General features: G+C 71.4%; 18 protein-coding genes and 1 tRNA gene. 9 read left to right on the top strand and 10 right to left on the bottom strand.

The features are described 5' to 3' along the window. The first annotated feature begins 99 nt into the window (after positions 1-99). Positions 100-768 carry a peptide-methionine (S)-S-oxide reductase MsrA gene (gene msrA, locus AC1DPN_RS08990; protein WP_477084389.1) on the top strand — a complete coding sequence of 223 codons (669 nt, stop codon included), beginning with the start codon at positions 100-102 and terminating at the stop codon, positions 766-768. Positions 769-1,010: 242 nt separating this feature from the next. On the opposite strand, the gene AC1DPN_RS08985 is transcribed toward msrA, so the two are convergent. Further along, positions 1,011-1,304, bottom strand: coding sequence for an Rdx family protein (locus AC1DPN_RS08985; protein WP_477084388.1), 294 nt, complete (start codon positions 1,302-1,304; stop codon positions 1,011-1,013). Positions 1,305-1,334: 30 nt separating this feature from the next. Here AC1DPN_RS08985 and AC1DPN_RS08980 point away from each other — a divergent pair, with 30 nt between their 5' ends. Continuing rightward, complete coding sequence (locus tag AC1DPN_RS08980) at positions 1,335-2,201, top strand: CPBP family glutamic-type intramembrane protease (RefSeq protein WP_477084387.1); 867 nt, start codon at positions 1,335-1,337, stop codon at positions 2,199-2,201. Beyond that, entirely contained in the window at positions 2,198-3,442 is a 1,245-nt protein-coding gene (locus AC1DPN_RS08975; RefSeq protein WP_477084386.1) for a D-arabinono-1,4-lactone oxidase, read from the top strand. Before AC1DPN_RS08980 ends, AC1DPN_RS08975 begins: the two co-directional genes overlap by 4 nt. Here the strand turns inward: AC1DPN_RS08975 and AC1DPN_RS08970 are convergent. The 3 genes from AC1DPN_RS08970 to AC1DPN_RS08960 are packed head-to-tail and all read right to left on the bottom strand — an operon-like array spanning position 3,430 to position 5,701. Further along, a complete protein-coding gene (locus AC1DPN_RS08970; protein WP_477084385.1) occupies positions 3,430-4,359 on the bottom strand; it encodes a transglutaminase-like domain-containing protein in 930 nt (309 codons plus the stop codon). The two genes, AC1DPN_RS08975 and AC1DPN_RS08970, sit on opposite strands and share 13 nt — an antisense overlap. A 43-nt stretch (positions 4,360-4,402) precedes the next feature. After that, positions 4,403-5,233 (bottom strand): MerR family transcriptional regulator, encoded by an 831-nt coding sequence (locus tag AC1DPN_RS08965; protein ID WP_477084384.1) that lies wholly within the window; start codon positions 5,231-5,233, stop codon positions 4,403-4,405. Between the two features lie 60 nt (positions 5,234-5,293). Beyond that, positions 5,294-5,701: an FKBP-type peptidyl-prolyl cis-trans isomerase gene (locus tag AC1DPN_RS08960; RefSeq protein WP_477084383.1), complete on the bottom strand. Its 408-nt coding sequence runs from the start codon at positions 5,699-5,701 to the stop codon at positions 5,294-5,296. A 107-nt stretch (positions 5,702-5,808) separates the two neighbouring features. Here AC1DPN_RS08960 and AC1DPN_RS08955 point away from each other — a divergent pair, with 107 nt between their 5' ends. Next, complete coding sequence (locus tag AC1DPN_RS08955) at positions 5,809-6,675, top strand: alpha/beta fold hydrolase (protein ID WP_477084382.1); 867 nt, start codon at positions 5,809-5,811, stop codon at positions 6,673-6,675. 22 nt (positions 6,676-6,697) lie between these two features. Then, a complete protein-coding gene (locus AC1DPN_RS08950) occupies positions 6,698-7,231 on the top strand; it encodes a TetR-like C-terminal domain-containing protein (protein ID WP_477084381.1) in 534 nt (177 codons plus the stop codon). Between the two features lie 15 nt (positions 7,232-7,246). On the opposite strand, the gene AC1DPN_RS08945 is transcribed toward AC1DPN_RS08950, so the two are convergent. Together AC1DPN_RS08945 and AC1DPN_RS08940 are read right to left on the bottom strand one after the other, a co-directional pair. Next, on the bottom strand, positions 7,247-8,632 hold the full coding sequence (locus AC1DPN_RS08945) for a cystathionine beta-synthase (RefSeq protein WP_477084380.1): 1,386 nt from the start codon (positions 8,630-8,632) through the stop codon (positions 7,247-7,249). 94 nt (positions 8,633-8,726) lie between these two features. Next, positions 8,727-9,554: a Bax inhibitor-1/YccA family protein gene (locus AC1DPN_RS08940; RefSeq protein ID WP_477084379.1), complete on the bottom strand. Its 828-nt coding sequence runs from the start codon at positions 9,552-9,554 to the stop codon at positions 8,727-8,729. A 219-nt stretch (positions 9,555-9,773) separates the two neighbouring features. On the opposite strand from AC1DPN_RS08940, the gene AC1DPN_RS08935 reads away from it, so the two are divergent. From AC1DPN_RS08935 to AC1DPN_RS08920, 4 genes are all read left to right on the top strand, one after another. Further along, on the top strand, positions 9,774-10,712 hold the full coding sequence (locus AC1DPN_RS08935) for an ABC transporter ATP-binding protein (protein ID WP_477084378.1): 939 nt from the start codon (positions 9,774-9,776) through the stop codon (positions 10,710-10,712). Then, positions 10,709-11,560 carry an ABC transporter permease subunit gene (locus AC1DPN_RS08930; RefSeq protein ID WP_477084377.1) on the top strand — a complete coding sequence of 284 codons (852 nt, stop codon included), beginning with the start codon at positions 10,709-10,711 and terminating at the stop codon, positions 11,558-11,560. The genes AC1DPN_RS08935 and AC1DPN_RS08930 overlap by 4 nt, the downstream gene beginning before the upstream one ends. 97 nt (positions 11,561-11,657) lie before the next feature. Beyond that, on the top strand, positions 11,658-12,512 hold the full coding sequence (locus AC1DPN_RS08925; protein WP_477084376.1) for a siderophore-interacting protein: 855 nt from the start codon (positions 11,658-11,660) through the stop codon (positions 12,510-12,512). Next, positions 12,512-12,943 (top strand): VOC family protein, encoded by a 432-nt coding sequence (locus tag AC1DPN_RS08920; RefSeq protein ID WP_477084375.1) that lies wholly within the window; start codon positions 12,512-12,514, stop codon positions 12,941-12,943. The genes AC1DPN_RS08925 and AC1DPN_RS08920 overlap by 1 nt, the downstream gene beginning before the upstream one ends. Before the next feature lie 3 nt (positions 12,944-12,946). Here AC1DPN_RS08920 and AC1DPN_RS08915 read toward each other — a convergent pair. The 4 genes from AC1DPN_RS08915 to AC1DPN_RS08900 form a co-directional block, all read right to left on the bottom strand. After that, a tRNA-Leu gene (locus tag AC1DPN_RS08915) sits at positions 12,947-13,020 on the bottom strand. Positions 13,021-13,110: 90 nt separating this feature from the next. Continuing rightward, a complete protein-coding gene (locus AC1DPN_RS08910) occupies positions 13,111-14,589 on the bottom strand; it encodes an NAD(P)/FAD-dependent oxidoreductase (protein WP_477084374.1) in 1,479 nt (492 codons plus the stop codon). A 120-nt stretch (positions 14,590-14,709) separates the two neighbouring features. Further along, positions 14,710-15,828, bottom strand: coding sequence for an HAAS signaling domain-containing protein (locus tag AC1DPN_RS08905; RefSeq protein WP_477084373.1), 1,119 nt, complete (start codon positions 15,826-15,828; stop codon positions 14,710-14,712). Beyond that, on the bottom strand, positions 15,825-16,157 hold the full coding sequence (locus tag AC1DPN_RS08900) for a PadR family transcriptional regulator (protein ID WP_477084372.1): 333 nt from the start codon (positions 16,155-16,157) through the stop codon (positions 15,825-15,827). Before AC1DPN_RS08900 ends, AC1DPN_RS08905 begins: the two co-directional genes overlap by 4 nt. Positions 16,158-16,310 lie beyond the last annotated feature (153 nt).

The raw sequence follows: 16,310 nt of genomic DNA, 5'->3' as shown, positions 1-16,310 counted from the left end.
CCGGCCACCCGTCACGCGGGAACACGGGCCACATCCACGCCGTTGCACACGCCGGGAGCAACCAGGTGACCACCCGGGCTCCCGGAGAGGATCAAGACCATGAACTGGCTGTTCGGATCCGCCCTCAAGACCACGATGGTGACCCCGGAGCGGGCGCTTGCGGGCCGTGACGCGTACTCGTACAAGATCCCCACGACGCACACCGTTCTCGGCACGCCGCTGCAGGGCCCGTGGCCCGAGGGCACCGAGGTCATCTACCTGGCGATGGGCTGTTTCTGGGGCGCCGAGAAGACGTTCTGGAACCTGCCCGGCGTCGTGACGACCGCCGTCGGCTACCAGGGTGGCTTCACGCCCTTCCCGACCTACGAGGAGACGTGCACCGGCCTGACCGGGCACACGGAGATCGTCCTGGTGGCGTACGACCCCGCGGTCGTCTCGGCCGGCGACGTGATCCGCACGTTCTGGGAGAACCACGACCCGACGCAGGGCTACCGGCAGGGCAACGACGCCGGCACGCAGTACCGCTCGGCGATCTACACGACGACGCCCGAGCAGGAGCTGGCCGCCCGCAGCACGCAGGCGGACTTCCAGCCCCGACTGACCGAGCGCGGCTTCGGCACGATCACGACGGAGATCCGTCCTGCCGACGAGGCCGGCCCGTTCTACTACGCCGAGGGCTACCACCAGCAGTACCTCGACAAGAACCCCGCCGGGTACTGCCCCGTGCACGCGACGGGCGCATCCTGCCCGCGTCCCACGGGCGCCTGACCCCGGCAGCTCCGCCCACGTGATCGGGCGGGTGACCGACTCGCCCCCGCTTGTCGGTCACCCGCCCGATGGTGGGGCCGGTCCTGATCCCCCGCGGTCCGTGACCGGCCGCCTTCGAGCTTGCTCTGCGGGCCGGCGGGTGGCGTCGCTGACACCTGCCGGTCCGGAAGCGACCGTACCGAGCACCCAGGCGTCGGTCCACCGCTGTCCGCACGGTGTTGGACCTGGGTCCACCTGTGCCTCTACACGTCCGAGTGCCCCAGGGGCTTGTCCGGTGCGACGACGTCCCGCACGAGCCGCTTGAGCACCGTGATCTCCGGGAAGCCGCCGCGCTCCTTGCGGTCCCAGAGCAGGACGTCGTCCACCTCGACGCGGAACACCCCGCCGGTGGACGGGCGCAGCGCGACCTCGCCCAGCTCGCGGTGGAACGTCGTCAGCAGCTCCTGCTGGAACCAGGCCGCCCGCAGCAGCCAGCGGCACTGGGTGCAGTACGTGATCGCGATCCGCGGCAGCCGGTCGGGCACCTCATCCGTCATGGACCCAGTGTCGGGCACCAGACTGTCCGGATGAGCTCGCACAGCAGGTCGCCGGCGACGGACGACCGGCCCGACGCGTCGTCGGCGCGGGCGAACGCGGCCCTGCGCCTGCTCGCGGCGGCGCTCGTGTGCGGGTCGGCGATCCTGATCTTCGCGGTGCACGTCCGGCCGGTCGGGTACGTCCCCCTGGTCGTCGGGATCGTGCTCGGTCTGCTCGTCGACCGCCGCCTCGGCCGTGACCTCGGTCTGATCGGGCTCGGCATGGCGATCATCAGCACGATCTCCCTGCACGCCGACCTGTCGAACGTCGGGATGCTGCGGTTCACCGTCGCGCTCGGGCTCGCGGTGCTCGTCCCCGTCCTCCTGTCACGGCGCGTGTTCCACGACGACGCCATCCACTTCCCGATCCGCACGGGCCGCCGCTGGGACCGGTGGCAGGCGGTCTACCTCGTCGCCGTCGCGGTGTTCGCGTACCTGATCCTGCCCGCGTACTTCATCGGCTCCGGCGTCTGGCAGAACTGGCCGCCGCTCGACGGCCCCGGCGACGTCGCCCGGCTCTTCGTCGGCGTGAACGCGGTCGGCATCTGGGACGAGCTGTTCTTCATCTGCATCGTCCTCGCGCTGCTCCGGACGCACTTCCCGTTCTGGACGGCCAACGTCCTGCAGGCCGCGGTGTTCGTGTCGTTCCTCTGGGAGCTCGGCTACCGGTCGTGGGGCCCGTTGCTGACCATCCCGTTCGCGCTGGTGCAGGGCTGGATCTTCCGACGCACCACGTCGCTCACCTACGTCGTCTGCGTGCACCTGCTGTTCGACCTGTTCGTGTTCATGGTGCTCGTGCACGCGCACGACCCCGCGCTGTTCGACATCTTCGTCACGGCGCCTACGGTGAGTCCGTGACGCTGACCAACTGGGCCGGGAACTACGCCTACCGCGCGCCTGCCGTGCAGCACCCGCGCACCGTCGAGGAGCTGCAGTCGCTCGTCGCCGACGCACCGCTCGTCCGAGCGCTCGGGACACGGCACTGCTTCAACGACCTCGCGGACGGCCCTGGGCTCCTCGTCGCACTGGACGGGCTGCCGTCGTCGGTGTCGATCGATGCCGAGGCGTCGTCCGTCACGGTCTCGTCGGGCACGCGGTACGGGACGCTCGCGCAGGACCTGCACGCCGCGGGCTGGGCGCTGGGCAACCTCGCCTCGCTGCCGCACATCTCGGTGGCCGGCGCCGTGGCGACGGCTACGCACGGCTCGGGAGACCGGTCGCAGAACCTCGCCGCCGCCGTGTCGGGGCTGACCTTCGTCGGACCCGACGGGGCCCTGCGTTCCGTGCTCCGCGGTGACGACGACTTCGCCGGGTCGGTCGTCGCACTCGGCGCGCTCGGGATCGTCGTGGACGTGACGCTGGACATCGAGCCCACCTACGACGTCGCGCAGGAGGTCCACGAGGACCTGCCCTGGGAAGCCGCACTGGGGAACCTCGACGAGATCACGTCGAGCGCGGGCTCCGTGAGCCTGTTCACCGACTGGCGCGGCTCGAGCATCCAGCAGGTCTGGCGCAAGACGCGGGTGTCGTCGTCGTTCGAGCCGCGCGCCGAGCTGTACGGGTCGACGCCGGCGACCGCCCAGCGGCACCCGCTGCCCGACATCGACCCTGTCCACACGACCGCCCAGCTCGCGTCGCCTGGGCCCTGGCACGAGCGCCTGCCGCACTTCCGCCTCGACTTCACGCCGAGCAACGGCGCCGAGCTGCAGTCGGAGTACCTCGTGCCGCGGTCCGCCGCCGTCGGGGCTCTCGAGGCCGTCCGCGCCCTGTCCGACCAGGTCGCACCGCTGCTGCAGGTCACTGAGGTCCGCACGATCGCCGGCGACGACCTCTGGCTCTCCACCGCGCACGGCGGCGACCGCGTCGGCATCCACTTCACGTGGCACCCACGCGAGAACGAGGTCACCGCGCTCCTGCCGACGCTCGAGGCCGCGCTGTCCCCCTTCGACGCCCGTCCGCACTGGGGCAAGCTCTTCGCCGACGAGGACCGCGCGCTCGCCGGGCTCTACCCCCGCTGGGACGACTTCCGGTCTCTCGTGTCACGCACCGACCCGGGCGGCGTCTTCCGCAACGCGTTCCTCGACCGTCACGTCCTCTGAGGCTCTGCCGACCTCCAGTGCGTGACGCGCGCCTCCAGGTCCGCGTCCCCGACCCGACCGACGGGCGAGAGCGTGACGACGCCCTGGGCGCGCAGACGCGGGTCGGACGCATAGCGCTCCTCGAGCGACCGCTCGGCCGACTCGTCACCGGCGTCAGCGGCGACCAGCAGGTCCGCGATCTCGTCGGCGAGCGCGTCCAGCTCCTGCGCCGGGGTGTCCGTCCACGGGAGCGTGTCGCCCCAGACGTCCCACAGGAGCATCTCGTCGCGCTGCCGGTGGGCGAGCTCGGTGACCACGTAGCCGCGTACGAACTCGGGCCCGCAGAGGTGCGGGAGCGACGGGTCGACGCCGTACGTGGCCGCGTCCGTCTCGCCGCACCGATGGGCGAGCCAGACCTCGGCGGCCGTCTCGAACGGCGCGCCGTACCCGGTCGGCAGGTCGTGCGAGTCGAAGTCGAACCAGTCGTCGTCGTGGTTCAGCTCGGGGTCGAACCGCACCCACCGGGTGCCGTCCCATCGCTCGCCCACCACGTGGTCGTGGTGGAACCCGGGCCGGAAGTAGCCCGAGAAGCCCACGCGGCTGCGTGCGGGGATGCCGTGCTGGCGCAGCAGCCCGACGGCGACGAGCGTGTGGTCCCGGCAGCAGCCGGCGACCTGCTCGTGCGGCGGGCGCGGCTGCGACAGGGCCGACGGGGACCGCTCCTGCGTCACGCGCAGGATGTCCGCGAGCCAGCGCAGGTCGATGTCCGCGTCCTGCCCCTCGTACAGCGACTCGGCGGCGCCGCGGTAGTGGATGACCGCGTTGCAGGCCGCCTGGTGCAGGGCACCCGTCTCCGTGGAGAGCGAGTCGAGCAGCCCCGCGTACGGGCCTGGGTCGCTGTACGGGCTGTGCGTGGCGTAGGCGTCGAGGTTCGGCATGGGCTCAGCCTCGTGTCTGCCCCAGGGGCAGGGTCAAGCGGCCTCAGCTGACCGGCTGCGCGACGTGCACCACGACGCCGTCGTCCGACCATGGCACGGGGTAGATCTCGCGCACGGGACCGACGACGGGACGCCCGACCAGCCACGTCTCGAGCGCCACGTACGCGCCGATGATCTCGGGGTAGCGACAGTCCGCGGCCGTGACCGGGACGTACGCGACCGCGTGCGCGGGTTCCTCGCGCAGGCTGATCGGCCCCGAGGGCGCGACGAGCCCCTCGTACGGGACGCAGACCTCGATCGGGCCGTCGCCGTCGAAGCCGACGGCTCCGTGGAACAGCACCCAGTACTCGGCGCCGTAGCGGGCGCCCGCGGCGTCGAGGAACGCGCGCAGCTCGGTCACGTCGGCCATGAGCGTGGGCACCAGGTCCTCCTGGAGGACGTGGTGCTGGATCGCCGCGACCAGGCGCGACGGCAGGTCCGCGACGACGACGTCGTCGACCCCGAAGCGGCCCGCAGGGCTCGAGACCAGCAGGCTCGGGGTCGGTGGGGCGCCGAGCCTCGTGAGGACGAGGTCGACCGCGGGGCCGTGCTCCGACAGGTCACGCTGCCGCCCGTCCCACCACGCCCGCACAGTGACGCCCACCTGCGCGGGTGGCTGGGCGAGCACGTCGGCGATCGTGGACAGGGGCATGTCCAGCCGACGCAGCAGCGAGATGGCGTGCGCGCGCTCGAGCTGCTCGGGCGCGTAGAAACGGTAGCCGCTCGCCGAGTCGACCCGGGCCGGCGGCAGGAGCCCGCGGGCGTCGTAGAGCCGCAGCGCCTTGAGCGACAGCCCCGAGCGGCGCGCGAACTCCCCGATCGTCAGCTCGGCCACGGGGCTCCCTCCACAGACGCCGACGGGCCCCCGCACCGCGAGGGCCCGTCGGTCATGCGCTCAGTTGCTGGTGCCGACGATGTCGACGACGAACACGAGCGTGTCGCCGCCCTTGATGCCGGCCTGCGGGACGCCGCGGTCGCCGTAGCCCAGGTGCGACGGGATCGAGAGCAGCACGCGCGACCCGACCTGCTGGCCGACGAGGCCCTCGTCCCAGCCGGCGATGACCTGGCCGACGCCGATGCCGAACTGGATGGAGGAGCGACGGTCGTACGAGTTGTCGAACACCCCGCCGTTCCAGGCCTGACCGAGGTAGTGCACCTCGATGGTGTCGCCGGCCTCGACGAGCGCGCCGTCGCCACGGGAGAGGACCAGGACCTCGAGGTCACCGGACGGGGCGTCCGCCGGGAACGTCAGGGCCGGCTTCTCGCCGAAGGAACCCGAAACCTCGGGCAGCGCTGCGGACATGACCACTCCTTCTCTGGATGACTGTGCCCGCCCATCTTGCCGTCCCGCCCTGACAGGCGCCGAATCGAGGGCTTGACGCCTTTGGCTAATGGCATTAGCTTTCTTCCATGAGCAGCGACGTCCAGTACATCAGCCGCCCCGAGGGGCGGATCGCCTACGACCTCGTCGGGAGCCCCGACGCTCCGCTCGTCGTCCTCGTCCCCGGGATGGGGGACCTGCGCAGCACGTGGCGCGACCTCGTCGGCCCCCTCACGGACGCCGGCTACCGGGTCGCCAGCATGGACCTGCGTGGGCACGGCGACTCCGAGACCACGTTCGCCACGCACGGCGACGTCGTGACGGGTCAGGACCTCATCGCGATCGTCGAGCACCTGGGTGGCACGCCCGCCGTGCTGGGCGGCAACTCGATGGGCGCCGCAGCCGCCGCGTGGGCCGCCGCCGAGCGACCCGACCTGGTCGCGGGCCTCGTCCTCACCGCACCCATCCTGCGCGACCCGCCGGCCTCGGCCGCGACGACCGCCGTCATGCACGGCGCCGAACGGATCGCCATCGCGGGACCGTGGGGCGCCGCACTGTGGGCACGGCTCGTGCGCACGTACTTCGGCCGCGGCCAGCAGGGGACGTGGTTCGACGAGCACGTCGCGGACATCAAGGCGGCCCTCCAGCGGCCCGGCCACCTGCGTTCCTTCCGCCACCTCGCGCTCCAGCTCACGCACGCGCCCGTCGAGGCCCGCCTGCCCGAGGTCACAGCGCCCGTCGTCGCCTTCGTCGGCACGCTCGACCCGGACTACAAGGACCCCGCCGCCGAGGCGATCTGGCTGCGGTCCGCGATCGACGCCGAGGTCACCCTCATCCCCGACGTCGGCCACTACCCGCAGCACCAGGCACCGCAGGTCGTCATCGACGACACGCTCGCCTTCCTCGCGTCGCTCCCGCGCGCGGGCGGCACGTTCGCAGCCGAAGCCCTTGCCTAGGGCGGGCCTCGACCGGGACGCCGTGACGCGACTCGCGCTGGAGGTCGTCGACGAGGGCGGTCCCCACGGGTTCGCCGACCTCACGCTCGCTGCGGTCGCGGCTCGCGCAGGCGTGGCGGTGCCGAGCCTGTACAAGCACGTCGACGGGCTGCCGGGCCTGCGCCGGGAGGTCGCGCTCGTCTGCGTGCACGAGCTCGGCGAGGCCATGCGACGCGCCGACGGCCTGTCCGCGATGGCGCACGCGGCACGCGCGTACGCCCTGGCGACCCCTGGTCGCTACGACGCGGTCCAGGGCACCGGCTGGGTCCACGACCCGGGTGCGGAGAACGTCCGTCGGGCCAGCGTCGTCGTCGTCGACGAGATGACCCGGGCGGTCGCCGCGCTCGGCGTCCCACCGGACAACCGGATCGACGCCGTCCGGGCAGTCCGCGCCGCGGTCCACGGGTTCGTGGTGCTGGAGCTGGGCGGCGGGTTCGGGATGCCCGACGACGTCGACGCCAGCTTCACGTTCCTCGTCGACGGACTGGTCGGCGGGCTGGAACGCATCAGCGTGTGACGGCGGCGCGCGCCGTCACCTCGCCAGGAAGCCCAGCAGGTCGTGCCGGGTCAGGACCCCGACCGGCGACCCGTCGTCGACGACCATCAGTGCGTCCGCCTTCTGCAGGGCGTCGCCTGCCGACTGCACGCTCTCCCCGGCCCCGATCAGCGGCAGCGGCGGGTCCATGTGCCGGTCGACCCGGTCGGCCAGCTCCGCCTCGCCCGAGAACACCGCGTCGAGCAGCCCACGCTCGCTCACCGACCCCGCGAGCTCGCCGACCTTCACGGGCGGCTCGGCACCGACCACGGGCATCTGCGAGACGCCGTACTCGTGCAGGATCGAGATGGCGTCACGCACCGTCTCGTTCGGGTGGGTGTGCACCAGGTCCGGCAGCGCCCCGGTCTTCGTGCGGAGCACGTCGGCGACCGTCGCGCCCTCGTCGGCAGCCAGGAACCCGTAGGACCGCATCCACGAGTCGTTGAAGATCTTCGACAGGTAGCCGCGGCCGCCGTCGGGAAGGATCACGACGATCACCGCCTTCGCGGCGGCCTCCGCATCCTCGTCCTCGAGCCGGCGTGCGAAGTCCAGCGCCGCGACGACCGCCATCCCGCACGAGCCGCCGACCAGCAGTCCTTCCTCGCGCGCGAGGCGCCGCGTCATGGCGAACGAGTCCGCGTCGGTGACCGCGATGATCTCGTCGGGCACCGACGGGTCGTAGGCGCCCGGCCAGAAGTCCTCACCGACGCCCTCGACTAGGTAGGGCCGACCGTCGCCGCCGGAGTACACCGACCCCGCGGGGTCCGCACCGACCACGACGACCCGCCCGTCGGACACGTCCTTGAGATAGCGCCCCGTCCCGGTGATCGTGCCACCCGTGCCGACCCCCGCCACGACGTGCGTGACGAGCCCCTCGGTGTCCGCCCAGATCTCCGGCCCGGTGGACTCGTAGTGGCTCGCCGGGCCGTTCGGGTTGGCGTACTGGTTCGGCTTCCAGGCGCCCGGGATCTCCCGCGCCAGCCGGTCGGAGACCGAGTAGTAGGAGTCGGGGTGGTCCGGTGCGACCGCGGTCGGCGTCACGACGACCTCGGCGCCGTAGGCACGCAGGACGTCTCGCTTGTCCTGGCTCACCTTGTCCGGGCAGACGAAGACGCAGCGGTAGCCCTTGCGCTGGGCCACGAGCGCGAGGCCGACGCCGGTGTTGCCGCTCGTCGGCTCGACGATGGTCCCGCCCGGCTTCAGCTCGCCCGATGCCTCGGCGGCCTCGATCATCTTCAGCGCGATCCGGTCCTTCACCGATCCGCCGGGATTCAGATACTCGACCTTGGCCAGCACGGTCGCTGCCAGACCCTCGGTCACGGTGGTGAGCTGCACGAGCGGGGTGCCGCCGACGAGCTCAGAGATGTGCTGTGCGTACTTCACGATGCTCCGTTGCGTCCGGGGATGGGCAATGAACGCACGACTGCCCGAGTGCGATCTTCGCACCCGGGCAGTCGGTCAGCCATGCAAGGTCGGGCTAGTTGCGGAAGATCGCCAGCAGGCGGAGCAGCTCGAGGTAGAGCCAGATCAGGGTCACGACGAGACCGAACGCCGCCACCCAGGCGAGCTTGGCCGGCACACCCTTGTCGACGCCGCGCTTGATCGAGTCGAAGTCGATGATCAGGCTCGCTGCGGCCAGGGCAACGGCGATCAGACCGACCGCGATGCCGAGCCAGCCGGAGCGCAGCGGACCGAACTCGCCGCCGTTGACCCCGAAGAGCATGAGCACGACGTTGAGCAGCGAGAAGACCAGGTAGCCGACGAGGCCGATGATGACCGTGCGCTGGAACTTCGGTGTCACGCGGATCTTGCCCGAGCGGAACAGGATCAGAGAGACGGCGAAGACCGAGAGCGTGGCGAGGACCGCCTGCCCGACGATCCCGTTCCACTGCTCCTCGTAGAACTTGCTGAGCCCGCCGAGGAACATGCCCTCGAACGCGGCGTAGAGCAGGATCAACGCGGGGCTCGGCTGCTTCTTGAACGCGTTGACGAGACCGAGCACGAGGCCGACGATCGCGCCGACGATCCACAAGCCGGGCGCGAGGACCCAGGTCGCTGCGCCGACGACGACGAGAACGGTGAGCAGACCGGCCGTCCTGATGATCACGTCGTCGTACGTCATGCGCGCGGTGTCGCGCGGGGTCGCCGCCGGCGAGCCGTACAGGGCCTCGAGCGATGCTGCGTCGGTCGCGGCCGTGCCGGCGGACGCGTACGTCACAGCGCCCGGCTGCGCGGGAGCCTTCTGACCCTTGCGCTGAACGGGGTCCTGGAAGACCGGACTGTTGTCGAAGATGGGGTTGGCCATGGCGTCCTCCTGGACGGATCGGGCGCAGTTGTACAAGTGTGTTCACCGTAGCGAACGCCCTGGGGCAGGGGATCGTTCCAGAAGCTCGTCAAACCGGTTCCGCATCATCCGATCGGCGCGCGACACTCCTCCCATGGGTCGATGCATCGCGTCGTCGCCCCCACCTAGGGTCGTTATCGGCAGTTCTGCAGTGCATCCCACGATGTGAGGAATCTGGACATGATCGAGGCCCAAGGCCTGACGAAGAGATACGGACCGAAGACCGCGGTCGACGGCATCACCTTCACGGTGGAGCCCGGCCGCGTCACCGGCTTCCTCGGCCCGAACGGCGCCGGCAAGTCGACCACGATGCGCATGATCATGGGCCTCGACCGCCCGACGGCCGGCACCGTGACGGTGAACGGCAAGGCGTACGTGAACCACCACTCGCCGTTCACCGAGGTCGGCGCCCTGCTCGAGGCGAAGGCGGTCCACACCGGGCGCAGCGCCCGCAACCACCTGCGCGCGCTCGCCGCGACGCACGGCATCGGTGACAAGCGCGTCAACGAGGTCATCGAGATGACCGGCCTGGCTGCGGTCGCCAAGCGGCGCGTCGGCGGCTTCTCGCTCGGCATGGGCCAGCGGCTCGGCATCGCGGCGGCGCTGATCGGCGACCCGCGGACCCTGATCCTCGACGAGCCGGTCAACGGGCTCGACCCCGAGGGCGTCCTCTGGGTCCGCAACCTCGTGCGCTACCTCGCGTCCGAGGGCCGGACCGTGTTCCTGTCCTCGCACCTCATGAGCGAGATGGCCCTGACGGCCGACCACCTGCTGGTGATCGGCCGCGGCCGGATCATCACCTCGGGTCCGACCGCGAGCGTGATCGCCCAGGCCACCCAGGCCACCGTGCGCGTCGTGTCGCCGCAGGCCACGGACCTGGCGGCAGCGCTGCAGAGCTCTGGCGCCACCGTCACGTCGGACACACCCGGCGTGCTCACGATCATCGGCCCCACCGCCGTCCAGGTCGGCGAGCTCGCTGCCGCCAACCGCGTGGTCCTGCACGAGCTGACGCCGGTCTCCGGCTCGCTCGAGGAGGCCTACATGTCCCTGACGCAGGACGCGGTCGAGTACCACTCGTCCGAGGTCCCGGCCGAGCTCACGCAGGAGGCAACCCGATGAGCACCGCAGTCGCCACACCGACGACCACCCCGGCGGTCGCCGCCCCGAAGGTCAAGCTGTCGTTCCTCCACCTGCTGCGCAGCGAGTGGATCAAGTTCTGGTCGGTGCGCTCCACCATCTGGACGCTCTCGATCTTCCTTTTCGCGGTGGTCAGCCTGACCGTCCTGATCAGCCTCGCGATCATCAACGCCCCGGAGGAGGCGGGCGCACCCGGCAACCCGCTGGATGCGTTCTCGGTCGCCGTCACGCTCGGCCAGCTCGCCGTCGCTGTTCTCGGCGCGCTGACCATCACGAGCGAGTACACGACCGGCATGATCCGCTCGAGCCTGACCGCGGCGCCCAAGCGGCTGCCCGTGCTCTGGTCCAAGGGGATCGTGCTCGCGGGCTCGGTCTTCGTGGGCGCCCTGGTCGCGCTCGCGATCGCCGGGCTCCTCCAGGGTCTGTTCTTCGACAGCAAGAACTTCTCGATCGACTGGACCGACGGGCAGACCCTGCGCGCACTCGGCGGGACGGCGCTGTACCTGGCGACGATCGCCCTGTTCTCGTTCGCGCTCGGTGCTCTCATGCGGCACTCCGCCGCGGCCGTCGCCACCGTGCTCGGTCTTCTGCTGGTCGCACCGATCCTGCTGTCCGCGATCCCGTGGAAGCCGCTGACGTACATGTTCCCGTTCCTGCCCGGCGTCGCCGGTCAGCAGGTCACGCAGACTGACGCCCAGCTCGCCGAGAGCGCCTCGTTCTCCGACATCGGCGCCGACCTGTCGGCGTGGCAGGGCTACGCCGTCCTGCTGGTGTGGGTCCTCGCGATCCTCATCCCGGCGGCGATCCTGCTCAAGAAGCGCGACGCCTGACCTCCGGTCATGGCACGGGGGCGGTCCGGACACGGGCCGCCCCCTTCGCCGTCCCCGGGTTAGCGTGGGGACCTCCACCCGCCGACGAAGGACACCGATGACCGACGCACCCGTCAAGCGCCGCCCCGCACCGTTCGTCGCGGAGGTGGTCAGGACGGAGAGTCTCTCGGCGACGATGGTCCGGGTGGTCGTCGGCGGACCAGGCCTGGCCTCGTTCGAGCCCTCGCCGCACGCCGACTCCTACGTCAAGGTCGTCTACCTGCCGCCGGGGACCGGGCGGCCGCTGCGCGCCGACGGCCGCCTGGACCTCGACGCCGTACGGTCCACCCTCCCGCCCGACGACCAGCCCCGGCAGCGTTCGTACACGGTGCGCGACTACACCCCCGGAGAGCTGACGCTGGACTTCGTGGTGCACGGCGACGAGGGCGTCGCAGGCCCGTGGGCGGCGGGCGCGCACGTCGGCGACGAGGTGCTGCTCGTCGGCCCGGGCGGCGCCTGGTCGCCGGACCCGACCGCCGCGTCGTACCTGTTCGCGGGTGACGCGAGCGCCCTGCCCGCCATCGCCGTCGCGCTCGAGCGGCTCTCCCCCGACGCCGTCGGGCACGCCGTGATCGAGGTGCACGGCCCCGAGGACGAGATCCCCCTGAGCGCCCCGGAGGGCGTGCAGGTGCACTGGGTGCACAGCGGGTTCGGCGTGTCCGGACTGGCGCTCGTCGACGCGGTCGGTGAGCTGCCGGTGTTGCCGGCGCCGGTCTGCGCGTTCGTGCACGGCGAGGCGGGTGCCGTCCGCGAGCTGCGTCGCCACCTGCGGTCCGACCGGAATCTCGAACGCGAGCAGCTCTCGGTCTCGGGCTACTGGCGTCTGGGCGCCGACGACGAGGGCTGGCGGGCGACCAAGCGTGACTGGCTCGCCACGATCGAGCAGTCGGAGGCCGCGGAGGGACTCGCCTGATGTCTTGGTCGCTCACCTTCGACTGCGCCAGCCCGGCCGCGATGGCCGCGTTCTGGGGTCCCGCTCTCGGCTATGTCGCGCCCCCACCACCGGACGACTTCGCGACGTGGGAGGACTGGCTGCGGCACCACGAGGTGCCCGAGGACGAGTGGGACGGCGGCGCGTACCTGGCCGACCCCGCCGGCGTGCTGCCGTCGATCTCGTTCCTCCAGGTGCCTGAGGGCAAGACGGCCAAGAACCGCCTGCACCTGGACGTCAGGATCTCGGGCGGCCGCACGCAGCCGCAGGAGGTCCGAGAGCCGCTGATCCGCGCGGCCGTCGACCGCTTCGTCGCGGCCGGCGCGACCGTCCTGCAGGAGCATGCGCTGCGCGGCGAGCTCGACCACGTCGTCATGGCCGACCCCGAGGGCAACGAGTTCTGCGTCGCCTGAACGTGCCCCCGCCGGGATTCGAACCCGGACTGTGCCGGGTTTAAGCCGGCTGCCTCTGCCAGTTGGGCTACGGGGGCGGACAGGCGCTCATCCTGCCAGGGAACGCGCGAGCCCCCGGTCCGCTCATGCGAAGACCGGGGGCTCGTCGTTCTACTGGCGCGGGTGGCTCAGGCGGTCGCGGCCTTCTCCGTGGGCGAGCCAGGCTCGGCCTTCTGAGGCGGCAGCGCCTCGCCCACGTCGACGGCGCGCGGCTTGGCCGGCACCGACGCGGCGCGGAACTCGGCGCGCGGGTCGTGCAGGCTGCCGAGCGCGACGACCTCGCGGCGGAGCAGGAGTGCGCCGGTCCAGCCGGCAGCGATGCGGACCTTGCGGTTGAAGGTCGGCATGGCGGCGACGTGGTACGTGCGGTGCAGCACCCAGGCGAGGAAGCCCTTGACCTTGATCCGGCCGAACATCTGCGCGACGCCCTTGTACATGCCGAGCGAGGCGACGGCACCGACGTTCTTGTGCTTGTACTCCGTCGGCGGGGCGGAACGCAGGACGCGGGCCAGGTTGTCGCCGAGGTGGTTGCCCTCGCGCAGCGCGTGCTGGGCGTTCGGCGGGCAGAACTGACCCGGGTTGTACAGGTCGGGCACCGCGGCGCAGTCGCCGGCCCCGTAGGCGTCGGGGACGACGGTCCCGTCCTCCTGGGCGACCTGCAGGTAGGCGTTGCAGATGAGGCGGCCCATCTTGTCCAGCGGCAGGTCCGAGTTCTGCAGCACCGGGTTGGCCTTCACGCCGGCGGTCCACACGACCGTCTCGGCGTCGAACTCCATCTTGTTCGACAGGACCACGTGGCCGTCGACACAGCTGCTCAGGAACGTCGAGAGGTGGATCTCGATGGCGCGCTTGCGCAGGACCTCGAGCGTGTAGCCGCCCAGCTCTTCGCTGACCTCGGGCAGGATGCGCGGCGAGCCCTCGACGAGGACGAAGCGCAGCTCCTCCTGCTCGATGGCCTTGTAGTACTTCACCGCGGCGCGGGCCATGTCCTCGACCTCACCGAGCGCCTCGACTCCGGCGAACCCGCCTCCGACGAAGACGAACGTGAGCATCTTGCGACGCAGGTCCGGGTCCCAGGTGCTGGCTGCCAGGTCGATGCGGTTGAGCACGTGGTTGCGCAGCGCGATGGCCTCTTCGACGTTCTTGAAGCCGATGCCGATCTCCGCCAGGCCCGGGATCGGCAGGGTGCGCGCGACGGCGCCGAGGCCGACGACCAGGTGGTCGTAGGTGATCCAGTAGGCGTCGCCCTCCTCGGGCGTGATCTCCACCGTGCGCTCGGCGTGGTTGATCTGGCTGACCTTGCCCTGCAGCACGTCGACGCCCTTGAGCGCACGGCGGTGCGGGGCGACGACGTTGCGGGCGTCGATCGAACCGGCCGCGGTCTCCGGCAGGAACGGTGCGTACGTCATGTACGGGCGCGGGTCGACGACGACGATCGCCGCCTCGCGCTTGCCCAGGCGCTTGCGCAGCCGACGAGCGGTGTAGAGGCCCACGGTGCCACCGCCGAGCACCACGACGCGCGGCACCTTGCGGGGCTTGCTCTGCCGGGCAGCGGCCACCGCGTCGGCGGCAGCCGGGGTGGCCACGTCGGAGGAGTTCTGAGGCATACCTCAACGGTAGCGGCGAAGGTCCCTAGTTGGCCCGCCAGAGCCGGTGACTCTGCGCACAGTGGGCCCCCAGGGACTGTGAGACGGCGCACTCCGAGCGGGGTGCGCCGCCTCAGGACGTCACGGCGTCGGGGTCGGCGTCGGTCCCGTCTCAGCCGCCACCGACGACTGCGCAGGAGCGTCCAGGGCGGGCGCCTTGGCGAACGGGCGCGGGGGCACGGAGGCCGTGCTGCCCGCGACGAGTGCGTGCGTCCCGTCGTCGGCGAACGTGAACTCGGAGGTCGGTGCACCCTCGAGCGGGTAGACGTTCCAGCGCGAGCGACCGTCCGCGTCCTGGCGGCTCACGAACGACCACGGTTCGTTGCTCTCGGGGAAGTACCACTGGTCGGCACCGTTGTCGAAGGTCGTGCGCACGGGCCGGCCGCGGTCGTCGAAGATCTGGACGTCGGTCAGCGGGTTGCCCTCGGCGTCGTACGCGAACAGGTTGCTCACCTGCACCCCGTCGACGACGACCCCGTCCATGGGCCGGTCCTGGTACACGACCTCGGTCTGCGAGGGCTGGTAGTAGCCCGACTGGTTGTAGGCCGACTCCCAGTTGTGCGTCTGACCCTGCAGGTAGACGACGACGGGGAGCAGCGCGACGACAGCGAGCACGTTCGCCGCGCGGGCGACCCACGCGAGGGCGCCGGAGCGGAACCAGACCCCACGGCCCCACTGCACGCTCAGCACGACCGCGGTGCCCAGCAGCACCCACATAAGGAGGCCGCGCGGCAGCCAGCGCAGCGTCGTGGCGCCCGCGACGTACATCGCGGCCTGGTACCCGACCCACCCGCGCGCGATCCACCAGAACGGTCGCAGCGCGACGAGGAACGACTCGACGGGCGGCCAGAACGGCTGCTCGCGCAGCTTCGCGAGACCGCGGTCGCCGCCCCTCCGCGCGGCAGCCAGCGGCGCTCCCAGCCAGTCGCGCAGCGTGCGGTGCCGTGGCTCGACGACCACCGGCGCCAATCCCGCCGCCGACCGCAGCTCGGCCGCGTACTCCTCGGGCGGGCCGAACTGCTCGAGGACCCCGCGACCGTGCGCGTTGTGCCGCTCGTCCGCCAGCGCGTCGGCCAGGTCGGCCTCGAGGTCGTCGGTCAGGTCCTCGATCTGCTCGGGTCCCAGGCCGACGAGCGCACGACGCACCGCCGCCGCGTAGCCCTCGACATCCATCACCTCTGCCGCGTCCAGCACGCTCATCGCACGACCCCCTCGGTCTGCAGCAGGCGCCCCATCGTGCCCGCGAACTCCTGCCAGTCCTTGCGCTGGGCCTCGAGCATCGCCCGGCCCTGAGCGTTGATGCCGTAGTACTTGCGGTGCGGTCCCTCGTCGCTCGGTACGACGTACGAGGTCAGCGCGCCCGACGAGTACAGACGGCGCAGCGTCCCGTACACGGACGCGTCGCCGACCTCCTCGATGCCGGCCGCCCGCAGGCGTCGCACGACGTCGTACCCGTACCCGTCCTCGTCGGAGACGACGGCGAGCACGGCCAGGTCCAGCACCCCTTTGAGCAGCTGGGTGGTGTCCATGCGACCTCCTTCGGTCGTGGCGGGACCCCCGCGACCGCGGAGCCCTCAGGAAAGCGCGTCGTTCGGAGCATGTGGTGCGGGGGTCCCCTCCGACCCCCGCAGCGGCGACGCTATTACACACTGCGCACTACCGTCCAGAGTGAACATGCGCGT

This window comes from Cellulomonas sp. P4_H4 (assembly GCF_056400865.1).
This window is presented reverse-complemented; position numbering and strand designations above follow the sequence as displayed.

What these genes read in the sequence shown, in the direction of transcription:
- AC1DPN_RS08910 (WP_477084374.1), bottom strand. Translation starts at nt 14,589, where the DNA reads ATGCCTCAGAACTCCTCCGACGTGGCCACCCCGGCTGCCGCCGACGCG.
- AC1DPN_RS08900 (WP_477084372.1), bottom strand. Translation starts at nt 16,157, where the DNA reads ATGGACACCACCCAGCTGCTCAAAGGGGTGCTGGACCTGGCCGTGCTC.
- AC1DPN_RS08940 (WP_477084379.1), bottom strand. Translation starts at nt 9,554, where the DNA reads ATGGCCAACCCCATCTTCGACAACAGTCCGGTCTTCCAGGACCCCGTT.
- AC1DPN_RS08935 (WP_477084378.1), top strand. Translation starts at nt 9,774, where the DNA reads ATGATCGAGGCCCAAGGCCTGACGAAGAGATACGGACCGAAGACCGCG.
- AC1DPN_RS08920 (WP_477084375.1), top strand. Translation starts at nt 12,512, where the DNA reads ATGTCTTGGTCGCTCACCTTCGACTGCGCCAGCCCGGCCGCGATGGCC.
- AC1DPN_RS08960 (WP_477084383.1), bottom strand. Translation starts at nt 5,701, where the DNA reads ATGTCCGCAGCGCTGCCCGAGGTTTCGGGTTCCTTCGGCGAGAAGCCG.
- AC1DPN_RS08930 (WP_477084377.1), top strand. Translation starts at nt 10,709, where the DNA reads ATGAGCACCGCAGTCGCCACACCGACGACCACCCCGGCGGTCGCCGCC.
- msrA (WP_477084389.1), top strand. Translation starts at nt 100, where the DNA reads ATGAACTGGCTGTTCGGATCCGCCCTCAAGACCACGATGGTGACCCCG.
- AC1DPN_RS08955 (WP_477084382.1), top strand. Translation starts at nt 5,809, where the DNA reads ATGAGCAGCGACGTCCAGTACATCAGCCGCCCCGAGGGGCGGATCGCC.
- AC1DPN_RS08905 (WP_477084373.1), bottom strand. Translation starts at nt 15,828, where the DNA reads ATGAGCGTGCTGGACGCGGCAGAGGTGATGGATGTCGAGGGCTACGCG.
- AC1DPN_RS08970 (WP_477084385.1), bottom strand. Translation starts at nt 4,359, where the DNA reads ATGCCGAACCTCGACGCCTACGCCACGCACAGCCCGTACAGCGACCCA.
- AC1DPN_RS08980 (WP_477084387.1), top strand. Translation starts at nt 1,335, where the DNA reads ATGAGCTCGCACAGCAGGTCGCCGGCGACGGACGACCGGCCCGACGCG.
- AC1DPN_RS08925 (WP_477084376.1), top strand. Translation starts at nt 11,658, where the DNA reads ATGACCGACGCACCCGTCAAGCGCCGCCCCGCACCGTTCGTCGCGGAG.
- AC1DPN_RS08985 (WP_477084388.1), bottom strand. Translation starts at nt 1,304, where the DNA reads ATGACGGATGAGGTGCCCGACCGGCTGCCGCGGATCGCGATCACGTAC.